Here is a 15,527-nt window from a genome sequence, read left to right as displayed (position 1 = left end):
TGTAATCAATTATCGTATGAAACATCACCTTTACTTATTCATTATATTGTTTTTTAGTTTGATGCAATGTACTTCTGCACATCCACTCATCCCGGAAAAACCCGGAGAATCCAATACGGATAACGGTCACAATCAAAATAACGAGTCTGTTGAACCCGCTCCCAAAAGTAAATACAACAGTTTTAATATTGTGGGAGTGGATCATTTCGGGCGCAGTTTCAGTGAAATTTCAGGATACAAGAAAAACAGGCAAGTAGGTATCTTCTACTGGCCCTGGATTGGGCAACCCTATGCAACCGGCATATATGACGCCACCAAAATACTGGCTTTACCAAACGGGTTGAAAATTCTCACCGATTTCAATCATCATGATCCCAATATCAGTCCGGATGGTCAGGCGCATTATTGGGGTGAGCCTATATGGGGATATTATAACTCAGAGGATGAATGGGTGATAAGGAAACAAATGCAAATGCTCACGATAGCCGGGATCAATTTCATATTCTTCGATACCACAAACTCCCTCATCTATGCCAACATATTCATGAAAGTGTGCGCAGTGATTGATGAAATGTTGAAAGATGGATGGAATCCACCCAAAGTTGTATTCTATACACATTCCCATTCATTTCAAACCGTTCGGAATTTGTACAAGGAGTTGTATCAACCCAATCGTTATCCTGATACCTGGTATAGGATAGACGGAAAACCGCTGATTATTGCATATACTAATGTTGAAGACGACCTGAGAGAGGCCAAGTCCAGGAATGATGAAAATTACAATCCCGGCACTTTATCTCCCGAAATTCTTGATTTCTTTCATTTCCTGAAACCGCAATGGCCATTCGATCCTATTTATCAGGATGGGTTCCCGTGGATAGAATGGACATTCCCGCAACCCTTACATACACAATCACAGGTGATGAATGTAAGTGTAGCAAGCCATCCGGCAGTACCGATGTCCTTTTCATTAACCCATGAGAACTGGATCAACTGGGGTCGCGGATGGGATCCGTTAACCCGCCAGAATATCGCCGCCGATGTGGATAAAGGTACCTTCTTCCAGGCACAATGGGATCATGCCATTGCCATAGATCCTCCCATGGTCTCTGTGGGCGGTTGGAATGAATGGATCGCATACAAACAACCCTATAACGGAGAGTATATGTTGTGCGATGCTGTAGACAAAGAATATTCCCGGGATATAGAACCGATGGCCGGTGGATATCAGGATGCTTTTTACTTGCAACTCATCAGTAATATTCGCCGTTATAAAGGGATCATACAGAAAACGGATGAACGGAATAACCCCAACACAATCAATATCAACGGGAGTTTATCGCAATGGAACGATGTGCAATATATTGTCCGCAATATAGATGAAAAGAATATTGCCCGCGACAACTATGGATGCTCACAGACAGTACGTTACACACAAGTTGCACCGGTTGATAAACTGGAAGAGATAAGGGTTGCCCACGATGCGAACAACCTATATCTTTATTTAAAAGGGAAGGAAAAATTCACCAGTCCCCAGAATAAAGAGAACTGGATGAATATTTTAATCGGCACTGGGGATACATCCTTAAAGGGATGGGAATGCTATGACTATATCATTGGAAAAGAAATTGGATCCGGTGAGGCCTCTATTGAAAAGTTCGGGAATGGATTTAACTCTTCTAGCACAGGTAAAGCCAAATTACTGATAAACAATAATGTGATAATATTATCCATACCCCGAAAAATGATAGGCCTGACAGAGAATTCCAAGTTTTATTTTAAAGCGGCAATGGGGGTAACAACCCCTGCGGACATCATGAATTACTACCAATCAGGGAGTGTAATGCCAATGGGGCGGTTGAGCTATATGTATCAATTGAACTAACGTAATGAAGATCAGTAAAGTTTTTTAATTATTAAAATCATGAGAACGAAATTATTACTATTTTTTACACTGTTTAGTGTACTGTGCAGTTATGTCCTCCTTGCAGAGCAGAACCAGCAACTTTCCGTATCGGGTATTGTAACCGATAGGCTGAATGATCCGCTGCCCGGGGTAACGATTCAGATCAAGGGGACAGGACAAGGTACAGTAACGGATATTGACGGAAAGTACAATATAGTTGTACCTTCAGGAAATGCTATTTTGGTGTTCTCTTTTATCGGTTACCAGACACAGGAAATCTCCGTGGGGCAGAGGCAATCAATTGATGTGGTACTGAATGAAGCCACAACGGAATTAGAAGAAATGGTCGTTGTAGGATATGGACAACAGAAAAAAGAGAGTGTTGTGGCTGCCTTATCCACCATTTCTGCTGTTGGCTTAAGGCAAACACCGGCATCAAACCTAGGTATTGCATTAGCCGGACGTTTGCCGGGCCTGACCGTATTGCAACGCTCAGGGGTTCCAGGAGGTGAAGCAATGGATTTTTATATCAGAGGACGAAGTACAGTCAATGGTCAGGCACCTTTGACATTAGTGGACGGAGTGGAGAGAGATTTTCAGGCGCTCGATCCTCGTGAAGTAGAGACAATTACCGTGTTGAAAGATGCCTCCGCCACTGCGGTATACGGTGTCCGTGGGGCGAATGGAGTTATCATTGTTACTACACGCCGAGGGAAAGCAACCAGTAAACCGGTGATTGATATCACTACCGAACAATCATGGCAAACCCCTACCCGTTTACCCAAAATGGTTTCTGCTTATGATTATGCATTGCTGAGGAACCAAGTAGAAACACAAAATAATCGGCAGCCAATCTATGACGAGTATGCCTTGGAGCACTATCGTTTGGGAGACAGCCCGGAATTATATCCTGTACGCAATTTTGTCAATGAGTTCATCAGGGATTATTCCCCTATGCAGCGGGTGAATGTAAATGTAAATGGAGGTTCTGAAAAGATGCGCTATTTTACCACCGTTGGTTACCTTCATCAGGAAGGTATATTCAAAACCGAAAAATTTAAGGAATATGATTATGATCCCCAATCTAAAGCCAATAGGGTAAATTTCAGGTCGAATTTTGATATCGATCTAAATGATAATCTTGCCATGTTTCTTAACGTAAGCGGTTATATGCAAAAAAAGAATGACCCTGTGGTAGTCCCTCATAACGCCGGATATTTAAACGATGTGAATGGCTATTCAATTGTAATCGGCTCTCTATTGCAAACGCCCAACAACTATCACAATGATATTACGCCTGATGGAGAGGTATTGACAAATAGCCTAAAAGGAGGCAATATCAATAATGTTCCTTATGGAATGCTGAACAGAACAGGCTTTCGGAATACCCAAACCACTCAGGTTACAGCAACATTGGGAGTAGAACAAAAGCTGGATTTTATCACCAAAGGACTATCTGTTAAAGTAATTGCCTCTTACGACGCTTTTTCAAGTAACCAACAGGTAAGAGAGCGCACTTTTCAACTATATGAGGCAATCAAAGATCCGGATAATCCCGAATCTGTTAAATACCAACCAACAGGAACAAACCCCAATAGTACCCTTTCCGACGCCCAATACCAAAATTCTAACAACTTGTTTAATATTGACGCATCATTAAACTATGCAAGAACACTGGGTAAACACAATGTCACCGGCATGTTACTCTTCAATCGTTACCAACGTGTAGTAAATATTGAACTGCCATATAACTATATAGGGTTGGTAGGTCGTGCTACCTATGGCTACGACAACCGTTATCTCGGAGAAATCAACTTCGGGTACAACGGATCGGAACAATTCGCCCCGGGACATAAAATGGGCTTTTTCCCCTCTTTCTCATTAGGATGGGTACTGTCTGAAGAAGAATTCATGGAAAACAGCAGCGATTGGCTTACTTTTTTAAAACTTCGTGCTTCATATGGGCAGGTTGGTAATGATAATATGAACGGATCCCGTTTTGCGTTCTTAACCCTTTGGGAGGGCAGCCATGAGTCACAAATCGGGAATAATAAACTTGCCTGGGAAAAGGCCAATAAATATAATATCGGTCTTGAAACACGATTTTTGAATAATTTTGATTTCGACGTCGATGTTTTTTATGAAAAGCGTAATAATATTTTAATTCCGGCAACGGGATTAATACCAACCGGTATGTTTGGCACAGGCGGAGTGAATGTCTCGGGAATTATACCTAAGGTGAATGCCGGCATCATAGAGAACAAGGGGTTTGAGTTAACGGGAACTTATCAGAAATCGATTAACAGGGACATACGACTGGATATCAGGGCGAACAGCGCATTTAACAGAAACAAGGTAATTTATTTAAGCGAGGTATTTCTTCCTGAAGATTATGCTTATCGCCTACGGAGTACCGGATTTAGACTGGGGCAAAATTTCGGGTATGAAACGGCAGGGTTCTTCAATACAGAACAGGATATCCTGGACTGGTATGACCAGTCAGGAGTAGGAGCCACACCCAAACTGGGCGATTTAAAATATAAGGACAAAAATGGAGATGGCATAATTGATGAAAAAGATATGGTACCCATTGGTGATCCCGAAGTACCGGAGTGGACATTTGGGCTTGGGTTTAATTTTCAATATAAGAACTTCGACTTTAGCATGATGTGGCAAGGGGCTGCAGCAAGGAGCTATTACCTCACAGGACAAAAAATATGGGAAACCTATAACTTCAACGAATGGCACAAAGAAGCATGGAGCCAGGAGCGGTATGATAATGGGCAAAAGATATCCTATCCTCGTCTGGAGCCTGGGAGTAATGCCAGTAAAGTGCGTGCCGATTTTTGGTATACAAATGGAAATTATCTCCGGCTGAAGAATCTTGAAGTCGGATATACTTTCCCGGCAAAAATATCCAAAGTAATCAATGCGTCACTGATACGTTTTTATGTGAACGGATTAAATTTGCTGACTTTTGATAATTATCCCGTTAAATATCAAGATCCTGAGCAGAATAACGAACTGTTATATCCTGTTTTCAAAACCTATAATATGGGAATAAATATCTCGTTCTAACGATCACCTATTTTATACATAAAACACAATGAAAAGAATAACTATCATATTTATTATCATAGCAGGGTTTATCTCCCACTATGGATGTGAAAGTGTGTTGGATAAAACACCCGACGGGCAAATCACAATAGACAAAGTGTTAAGCAACTATTCACGGAGCAAAGGACTGATAGATGAAACGTATGGCCAGATATATCTGGCAAGAGATCAGATCTCATTTGTCCATAACCCGATAGAATGTTTAACAGACAACGCATTCTGGGCTGCCACCTATGATGCTTATGAGTGGCATAACGGATCTCTTTCCCTTAGCAACCCTGTTATAAAATGGAGCTGGCATACAAACCCTGAACAACTATGGCCCGATTTTTGGAGAGGTGTCCGCTTTGCAAACAACGCTATAAAATATCTACCCCTATCAACCGTTATCACGGCACAAGAACGGGACACCTGGGTAGCCGAAGCCCGCATACTCCGTTGCTGGTTCTATATGAACCTGCTGGAATTTTATGGTCCGATGCCCTGGATAGAAGAACCATTTGATGCTAACTATAATGAATGGAATAACCTACAACGGCCGATCTATGACGAGATAGCCACCAAAATATCCGAAGAACTGATGGATGTTATCAAATCTGGCATTCTACCGAACAGACAAACACCCAGTGAAGCCCGCCACGTGGACAATGGCGTTGCTTATGCCATCCGTGCCCGTGTATTACTCAATAATGCGAGTTTACTCAATAATCCCGAAAAAGACAAGAGTAAATGGCAACGCGCCGCCGATGCCGCAAAAGATGTGGTAAACATGTCAGAGTATAGCCTTGTAGCGATGAATGACTATAAAAAATTATTTACCGGGGCTTTTTCCACTACGGTATCGGAAATTATTTGGAGATCTTGGTCTGACAACTCGCATATTAACAATACCAACGGCATAGACGTTGGCACTTATCCCTATGCCACTATCAACCATGTATGGAATTGTGGAGAATCGCCGACACAAGAGCTTGTGGATTGTTTCGAAATGACCAATGGAGCTTTACCTGTAGCCTATAACGATGCCACGCGTACCAAGATCACTGTGAATCCCGCAGCCGCAGGACTTGGATATAGCGAAGCTCCCGGGGGCGATCCTTATTCAAGCCGGGATGCGCGTTTCTATGTAAACATCCTCTATAATATGGCCGATTACGGTGTACCCTATAATTGTACCGAACCATTTATAGTAGAAACATTTGTGGGTGGCCGAAACGCTTTCAACAATATCATTTCGCAAGAGACCCAGCGTTCATGTACCGGATATTACAGTCGTAAAGATAAACAAATCAAATATTGGGGGCCTGGGAACAGCAGCGGTAATGAACCTACTCATTGGGTCTTTTTCCGGTTGGCTGAATTTTACCTGAACAGAGCTGAAGCACTCTGTGAATTGGGGGACTTGGATGGAGCAATGAGTATGTTGAATGTTATTAGAGAGCGCGCTTTACAACCTAAAATAGAAGATGTTCCCGGATTTCAGAAAAGCTATGACTTCCTTATGGGACGGATAAGAAATGAACGCCGGGTGGAATTTTGTCTTGAGGGGTGGAGATTTCATGACCAACGCAGATGGAAAATTCTCAATGAAACCAATCGTTTTATCACCGGAATGAGAATCACCAAAGACGATGAAGGAAAATTCCATTATGAACGCAGGAAAATTAGGGATTACAACTCTTATACCGATAAATATCTGGTAATGCCTATTCCTCTGGAAGATGCAAAAAAATTAGCTTCAATAACACAGCCCACAGCTTGGCAATAAATACTTTATATCATTATGAAACATATAACATACTTACTTTTGATTACCCTTCTGCTTGTCGGCCTATTTATAAGTTGTCAAACAGAAGAAGTGAGCCCTCCACCGGTAGTGAGCGAATTAAAAGCCTACCCCGGAAAATACAGGGTTAAAGTTGAGTTTCAGGCACCCAAGGAATCCAAATCCGGGAAAGTTTTTTACGGCAACGGTAAATTTAACGAATTTACAATCGACCATACAGAGACTACACAAACCCTTATCGTAGAAGAGTTGACCGAAGGAGAACAAATTATTAGGGTTGTCACATTCAACGATGAGGGGATATCTTCGGATCCGAAAGGAACAAAAGTTACCATTTACGGAAATAGTTTCCAGAGCGATTTAACCAATCGTATGTTGGTCACGCAGAGAACCATCTCACCCACTTCCATCGAAATGATTTTTGGAGACAAAATCCGGGACGAAGAGGTCGGTGTACGGATACGTTTTAAAAACAGTTCCGGAGAGCAAGATAGTGTGATGATGAATAGTGCAAATAATTCAATCATTATCGACAACATTGACCTAAGTGAAATTTATTACTTTTGTTCGGTGTATAAACCTTCAACCGATTTTATTGACGAATATGTCACATCCCCAATTAATGCGAAAGAAGCTGCAATGAAAAAATTCGAAAAAGAGATCTGGAAAATAACAGGCTCTTCCGATGAAGGTTCTGGAAGCAACTCCGGATATATCATTGACAACGATGCCAGTACAGTATGGTATTCTCAAAACAACTCTTCTCCTCATTGGATAAAGGTGGATATGCAAAGTGAAAAAATATTCGAAGGTTTTCTCTTCCTGCAAACGGAAGAATTAACCAACACCAGTTTCACGAAAGGATTTCGTCTTGAAACCAGTAGCGATGACGAAAATTGGGAAGTTGCATGGGAAGGGAACCTAAAGGCCAATAGCTACCGACAGAAAATTACATTTCAAGAGCGTGCGGTTGCCCGTTATTTCAAAATAACAGTCCTAAATGGATATAATAGCACTACTCCCTCTCCAATAGCCGAAATAGATTTGTTTAATGAGTTAGAAACCAGTGGAACGAATGGTCAGACTCTTCCTGCATTGGAAAATGCAAAATTTCCATTTGAAGGTGATGGATCAGATTTATTTCCTGCCGTAGGTGCCAACAGGATGCAAAAAGTAACGAAATGGATACATAACAGTAATACCTATATCAGTTTTGATAGCGGTAATTTTTGCGTCTGGAGTGCCGCAGTTTGGGGTGTTTCACTCGTATCGAACGGTAAAATCTATCAGACACTCTACTTTCTACCAGGAAGTTATGTCTTGAATATCGATGCAGGACATACGACTAATCCCGCTTGTGTTGATATGTACGGTATCGTAGCCAAAGGCACAACATTGCCTGATTACAATACTGTAACCAGCGCCACGGAAGTTCTAGGATATAGCGATTTGGTAGCCAAGCAACTGTCAATAAACTCAATTCCCTTTACAATCGAGAAAGCATCCGATATTACTATTGGTGTAGTGTATAACACACACAGTATTTACGAAGCTACGGGCATCCCCTGGAGTGATATGTTTATAAAAGGATTTGAATTGTCCACAAAATAAATCTCATCTTTGATGGCAGACTGTACTTACGTCTGCCATCATTTTAAGTAAAGACGAAAGTAAATAACTCAAATTTTGCAAGTTAATTCGGAGTATATATGACATGCGAAACTTGAATAAATAATTGTAATCACATGAAAAAGGAAAGAGTAATTTTATTTCTTGTCATTGTAAATGTATTTTGTATCAGTCAACAGGCAAAATCAGTTAACAACGATACGGTTATTACAATACGATTGGATGCGGATGATTGCACTTTTGCAAATCATGCTGATTATGGAATTTTTATCCCGGAAACCTCCACTCCATTACAGGGCATACTCGTACTCCAACACGGATGCACAATGGAGCAGTTTGGTATTACCAGGCCCTACGATATACAATATCAGGCATTTGCAAAAAAATGGAAACTGGCAATTGTTGAAACGGCTCTCTACGGGGACTGCCACATTTGGAAGGAACCCACATCGGGCAGTGCCAACGCATTGTTCAAGATATTAAAAGAAGTCGGCATACAAACCAGTCACCTTGAATTGGAAACTGCTCCCTTCCTTTTGTGGGGACATTCCGGAGGAGGGTATTGGTCGCTTGCCATGCTACGGGATTATCCGGAACGGATTTTAGCTGTGGTCTGCTATTCTGCGGCAGGAGATCCTCAATGGGATTATTCTTGCAAAGCTGCAAAAATTCCATTACTTTTACGCCATGCGGGAGCAAATGACGGCACCCCGGAAATTCGCTGCCCCGAAACAGCAGTCAACACATTCAACAAGCTCCGTTCAATGGACGCCCCTGCAAGTATCGCCTATAATGAAGGACAGAACCATAATTTCAGTTATCTTCGTTATATGATGATTCCTTTTTTTGAAGCTGCTTTAAAACAACGTTTGCCTAAAGATGGATCTTTTGGTTTAAGAGATATTCAACGGGATAAATCATGGCTTGGCGACACCTTGTCGTTCGCTATTTTCAAAGAATCGGACTATAGAGGTGATAAAAGTAGAATGTGCCTGTTTCCCGACGAAACGACAGCCAGAAATTGGCAAGAATTCGTTTCCACCGGAACGGTTATCGACAAAACACCTCCTCCGGCTCCCTTTGACCTAAGAGTGGGAAGTGAGGATAATGCATTAGTTGTCACATGGCAAGCTGATGCCGATATAGAGTCGGGGATCATGCATTTCAACATCTATGAAGATGACAAGCTTATAGACCGGTTACCGGAAACTGGATCATACCAAACATTTGACACGAACGGAGATAATACTACTCCCATAAATATTCCCAAAATGAAATTTATAATTGGTAAGCCAATAAAGAAACAAACAAAAATTAGTATACAATCGATCAATCATTTTAATTTACAATCAGAAAAAACAGAAATGATTTATAAATATAATCAGAAATGACGCAAATAATTATATTGAAAAAAAAATTCTCGATTACCGTTCTTTTATCGCTTCTTCAGGCAATCTCTTTTATCGGATGCAGTAATAACGATATTCAAAAAGAATATAAGATTGAAAATATCCATGTAAATAAAACAGCGCTAACCATGGAGATTGGTGATAGAGAGCAACTCAAAGCCTCTGCGGTTCCGGCTGTTGCACACCAGCCAACTTTTCAATGGAGTACAACGGATGAAAGGATTGTGACAGTCACGGGTGGAATGGTGGAAGCTGTGAACTCGGGCACAGCCTCGATCATAGTCGAATACCAGAGCATAAAGGTAAATATCCCCGTAAAAGTAGAACCCCGTAAAACTGACCAGGAAGCCATATTATACGATAGAAAATTGTCCAAAAGGGGTACCCTGCCCGAACTACAATTGAATAATACCGGTCAATACAATGACGAAGGATTATATATTACCTCGGCAGAAAATGTGGTAAAGCTCGATAAATTCTATGCGCTAGCCGAAAGAATGGTAAGATACCATGTTAAGCTAGCGCCTGACACCAAAGCAATCTTCAAAAGTAGCCAGGGTGATTTTAATGCATTTATAGATGTTCCGGGCAAGCGTTTCACTATCGGTACAAATCCTGTGACCGAAAAGACAATCCCTTTTCTTCAGGGCGACAGGGAATATATCATTGAAATCTACCATATTTACCAACAGGCGAAAATACGTGTCATTGATATACAAACCAATGAAGCAGAAGAAGTATCTGTTACAAATGACGGACAAGGAGGATGTGGTAAAGGCGCGTTACAAGCTGGATTCAGTGTGGGAATGCAATGGGACCACTATTGTTTCGGCTTGATAAGCGGTACATTCATGCTGGTAAAGCAAATCACAGTATATTCCCTGAAAAAAAAGGTAAAATTATTGATGTACGGTGATTCCATCACGCAACCGGAAGGTTATTTCCCGACGAGCGATTTTCCGCAGGCATGGACACAGATGATCATCAGCAAATTAAACGACAATGCGATGTCCAGCGGGCGGGGTGGTGGTAATATCAACCTGTTATTGGATTACATGAAAAATGAATTACCCTACATCCAATGCGACTATGTGATGGTTACCATAGGCACCAATGGAGGTAATACCGAAGAAAACCTGTCCGAATTGGTACGCTATATCAGGGAACAAGGTGCTATTCCCATTTTGAATAGTATTCCCTGTAACGAAAGCGGCACACAAATAGAGAATAATCAACTCATAGAACAGGTACGGAAAAAGTTCGGGATCAACGGTTGCAAGTTTGATATTGCCACCTCCCTGAATGGTGATGGGAAAGAGGTGGATAAATCGATGATGTACTGGGAGGATTATACCGGCAGTTATGGATGGCAAATCTATCATCATCCGAACGAAAAAGGAGGAGAAAGTATGTACAAGCAAACTTTGATTGATATCCCGGAGATATACGAATAAAAATAGTTATTCCATTTTTTACTTTTTAAAAACTAGTATTATGTACAAGTATTCAGTTATTTTAGGAAACTTAGGTAACACCTGCGATCGTTTTTGCAAGAGTTACAAGGACAATCCCAGCACCGAAGAGATGTTGGCCCGTGCAGTGAAGATCCCCTATGTGGACGGTATCGAACTGGTCGGCACATGGGATATCCGGCCCGACAACGTGAAGGAGATGAAGAAACGGATGGCGGACTACGGAAAGACATGCGTTTCTATTATACCTGACGTATTCGGCGTACAGTTGTACGGAAAAGGATCAATCACCAGCAGTGACCCCGCTATCCGTCAACATGGCCTCGACTACCTGCGTCAGATGAGTGAGGTGGCCCTCGAAATGGATTGTAAGATCCTGAACCTGTGGATGGGACAGGAAGGTTACGACTATCTGTTGACCACTAATTACGACAGGAAACGTGACTGGCTGCGGGATAATACCGCCGCACTGGCACAGGAATTTTCAACATTAAAATTCGCATTGGAATACAAACCGAAAGAGCCAAGAAACTTCTCATACCATGCCCGTATGGCGGATACTCTTCTAGCAGCCATCGAAACCGGTTGTAAGAACGTGGGTGTATGTATCGATACCGGCCATGGTTTCTATGCCGGCGAAAACGTAGCTGAAGCGGTGGTATTGGCAAAACGTGCAGGCGACCTGCTCTTCCACATGCACTTCAACGACAATCACGGCGGATGGGACGATGATATGATCGTGGGTTCCGTACACAGCACTATTTATCTGGACCTCCTGTACCACCTGAAAAAAACCGGTTATGCAGGATGGCTATCCATGGATCAATATCCATATCGTGAAGATGCTACCGAAGCTATCGCGGAAAGTATCTCATGGGTACGTGCATTCGAACAGATCGTGGAAGAAAATTTTGCCGAAATAGAAGCGCTGGTAGAAATGAACGATGCCGTGGCTACTTCCAAGTTTGTACGTAAAGTATTATTCGCCAAATAAAACAATAAACAAATGAAACCAACTGAAAAAGGGAGGGATAAGATCATCTCCAACATGATGAAAATAAGTACGATTATAATTGGATTAATTTTCCTTGCATGTTCGTCTCAGGCCGATATAGAAGTAAGTCATCTGCGCTGCGAATTTCGGGAAAACCCTTTCGGAATTGATGTTATCCACCCTTTTTTAAGTTGGGAAATCAGTGGCGTACCCAGAGGAATCAGCCAGAAATCATACCATATTTTAGTGGCCTCCTCCATGGAAAAACTCAATAATGACGAAGGTGATCTATGGGATTCCCGGAAAGTAAAATCCGACAGGTCAGCGAATGTCACTTATAGCGGAACTCCTCTTGAAAGCAGGATCACTTGCTATTGGAAAGTAAAAGTAACGACCAACCGTGGCGGGTCGGACTGGAGTCAGCCGGCCCAATGGACAATGGCATTTATGGATAGAAAGGACTGGCAGGCTCAATGGATCGGGCTTGACAAGAGTTTTCCCAATGATGTGTTGAAAGAAAAAACAAGATTGGCCGCCCGTTATCTCCGTAAGGAATTCAAGAATGAGAAAAAAGTAACCAAAGGAACCCTTTATATCTCCGGATTAGGGCTTTACGAAGCATTTATCAACGGTAAGAAAATCGGAGACCAGGTGTTGTCACCCACACCTACCGATTATTCGAAGAGTGTAAAGTACAACACATTTGATATCACCGGCCTCCTTGCGTCGGGAAATAACGCTATCGGCGTAACGCTGGGTAACGGCCGTTTCTTCAATATGAGAACCATTGAGGATAATTCTTATCCACCCCTACCGCCCACCGAAAACTATGGATTTCCCAAGATGATCCTCCAACTGGAAATCGATTATGAAGATGGCAGCCGGCGAACGCTGATCAGTGACGGCAGTTGGAAAATAACGGCAGATGGTCCTATATTGGCCAATAATGAATACGATGGCGAGGAATACGATGCCCGTAAGGAAATGCCGGGCTGGAATAATCCCGGATTCAATGACAGCCATTGGATGCCGGTAGAATTGGTAGAGGCCCCCAAAGGCATACTCCAGGCACAACTCAATGGCAACATAAAAATTATGGATTCGTTATCTCCTACAACTGTCACAGAGGTCAAACCGGGAATGTACATACTGGATATGGGGCAAAACATGGTGGGTTGGCTCAGCATGAAAGTAAAAGGAAAAGCCGGAGATAAGGTAAAACTACGCTTCGCCGAAGTAGTGAACGAGGATGGAACACTCTATATGGCCAATATTAGGAATGCCTTCGTTACCGACATATACACTTTAAAAGGAGAGGGTGAAGAATTCTGGGAGCCATCCTTTGTATATCATGGATTCAGGTATGTTGAGATTACCGGTTATCCCGGTATTCCTACCATAGATAACTTCGAAGGCAAGGTGATTTACGACGAGATGGAGACAACCGGTTCTTTCGAGAGTTCCGACGCCATAATCAACCAGATATACAAGAACGCTTACTGGGGTATCCGCGGTAACTACCGGGGTATGCCCACAGACTGTCCTCAACGTGATGAACGGATGGCCTGGCTCGGAGACAGGGCAACCGGATCATTGGGTGAGAGTTTTATTTTCAATAACCACAACCTTTACGCAAAATGGCTCGACGACATAGAAGAGTCGCAGCTAGAAAACGGAAGTATCCCCGACATAGCTCCTGCTTATTGGAAGAATTACAATGACAACATGACCTGGCCAGCAGCCTATCTCATCATAGCCGACATGATATATAAACAATATGGGGATGACAGGCCAATTATCAAGCATTACGAATCCATGAAAAAATGGATGAAATTTATGGGTGATAATTTTATGGTGGATCATATCATGCCCCGCGACCTGTACGGGGATTGGTGTATGCCACCCGAATCACCGGAAATGATTCATTCGGGCGATCCGGCACGCAAGACCGATGGCACACTGCTGGGAACATCATTCTATTATCACATGTTATGCCTATTGGAGAAATTTGCGCTACTGCAGGAGAAGAAAGATGAATCAAAACAATTCTCAGATCAGGCGGCACTCATCAAAGAAGCTTACAATAACCGTTTTTTCAACAAGGAGACAGCGCAGTACAGTAACAATACCGTTACGGCCAATCTGATATCACTCTGTTTCAATTTGGTACCCGAAGGTTATGAAAAGAAAGTATTTGAGAATATCGTCCATAAGACCCAACATGATTTCAACGGGCATGTAAGCACCGGGTTAGTGGGAATTCAATGGCTGATGCGAGGATTATCGACATATGGACGAAGTGACCTTGCCTTTCAGATAGCGACCAACCGAGACTATCCAAGTTGGGGGTATATGATTGAAAACGGGGCTACCACTATATGGGAACTCTGGAACGGCAATACCGCAGATCCTGCGATGAACTCTCAAAACCACGTCATGCTGTTGGGCGATCTTATTGTCTGGTTTTATGAATATCTGGGAGCGATTCAAAATGCCCCGGGAAATAGCGGTTTTAAGAAGATAGAGATGAAACCGCATGTGGTGGATAGACTCTCTCATGTAACAGCATCCTACCATTCCCTTCACGGAATGATAAAAAGTGCCTGGAAAAAGAGCGGAGATTCTTTTGAGTGGAATATTACCGTTCCGGCAAACAGCAAAGCTATCGTATATATCCCGGCGAAAGATAAAAAACAGATCACAGAAAGCGAGAAAAATGTGTCGAATGCCCAGGAGGTGAAATTTTTACGAAGCGAAACAAATTGGGTGATTTTTGAAGTAGGATCGGGAAATTATGAATTTAAAGTAAAAGAATAAAAAAATCCACACCTCACTAATTACCTCTGATCGTATTAAAAATTGTTGTGGCAATATTTTTCATTCCCAGATCACCCGGATGGTTTGCAACACCTGGCGCTGTTTTTCCGTCTTCGAAAACTATATGCCATTGTCCATCGGCTCCGGATACTTTTGTATCTAAAGTAGATTTATTCTCCGACGTCTCAAGTTGAGACAATGGAACCCATATACAATTGTATTGATCGGCCACGTCCTTTTGGATAACATCTTTTTTTCATTGTTCCAAAAATTCCCGGTTATCACGTATGTTGCATTAGGTGCCGGCTCTTTCAAGAACGCGACAAGCACAACTAACCCAAGTAAAAAGATATAGATTATAGAATTTAATTTTTATATAGAATATTTATGTTTCAAT

The 15,527-nt window shown here is 42.1% G+C and carries 8 protein-coding genes; all 8 read left to right on the top strand.

Annotated elements, in window-relative coordinates; translation table 11 throughout:
- Positions 1-16: 16 nt before the first annotated feature.
- The 8 genes from VB073_RS09655 to VB073_RS09620 all read left to right on the top strand — a co-directional run bounded on the left by VB073_RS09655 (position 17) and on the right by VB073_RS09620 (position 15,130).
- Entirely contained in the window at positions 17-1,885 is a 1,869-nt protein-coding gene (locus VB073_RS09655) for a hypothetical protein (protein WP_323403956.1), read from the top strand.
- 39 nt (positions 1,886-1,924) lie between these two features.
- Positions 1,925-4,984, top strand: a complete 3,060-nt coding sequence (locus VB073_RS09650; protein ID WP_323403955.1) for a TonB-dependent receptor — start codon at positions 1,925-1,927, stop codon at positions 4,982-4,984.
- Between the two features lie 28 nt (positions 4,985-5,012).
- Positions 5,013-6,791: a RagB/SusD family nutrient uptake outer membrane protein gene (locus tag VB073_RS09645; RefSeq protein WP_323403954.1), complete on the top strand. Its 1,779-nt coding sequence runs from the start codon at positions 5,013-5,015 to the stop codon at positions 6,789-6,791.
- 15 nt (positions 6,792-6,806) lie between these two features.
- Positions 6,807-8,420 (top strand): DUF4998 domain-containing protein, encoded by a 1,614-nt coding sequence (locus tag VB073_RS09640; protein WP_323403953.1) that lies wholly within the window; start codon positions 6,807-6,809, stop codon positions 8,418-8,420.
- 134 nt (positions 8,421-8,554) lie between these two features.
- A complete protein-coding gene (locus VB073_RS09635; protein ID WP_323403952.1) occupies positions 8,555-9,829 on the top strand; it encodes an alpha/beta hydrolase in 1,275 nt (424 codons plus the stop codon).
- Positions 9,826-11,301 carry an Ig-like domain-containing protein gene (locus VB073_RS09630; protein WP_323403951.1) on the top strand — a complete coding sequence of 492 codons (1,476 nt, stop codon included), beginning with the start codon at positions 9,826-9,828 and terminating at the stop codon, positions 11,299-11,301. The genes VB073_RS09635 and VB073_RS09630 overlap by 4 nt, the downstream gene beginning before the upstream one ends.
- Positions 11,302-11,341: 40 nt before the next feature.
- Positions 11,342-12,313, top strand: coding sequence for a sugar phosphate isomerase/epimerase family protein (locus VB073_RS09625; protein ID WP_323403950.1), 972 nt, complete (start codon positions 11,342-11,344; stop codon positions 12,311-12,313).
- 54 nt (positions 12,314-12,367) lie between these two features.
- Entirely contained in the window at positions 12,368-15,130 is a 2,763-nt protein-coding gene (locus tag VB073_RS09620; RefSeq protein ID WP_416349535.1) for a family 78 glycoside hydrolase catalytic domain, read from the top strand.
- The last annotated feature ends 397 nt before the right edge of the window (positions 15,131-15,527 follow it).

Origin of the sequence: Proteiniphilum sp., from assembly GCF_034927365.1 — a bacterium.
Classification (GTDB): domain Bacteria; phylum Bacteroidota; class Bacteroidia; order Bacteroidales; family Dysgonomonadaceae; genus Proteiniphilum.
Note: the sequence above shows the minus strand (reverse complement) of the source record. Positions and strands in the feature narration are given on the sequence as shown.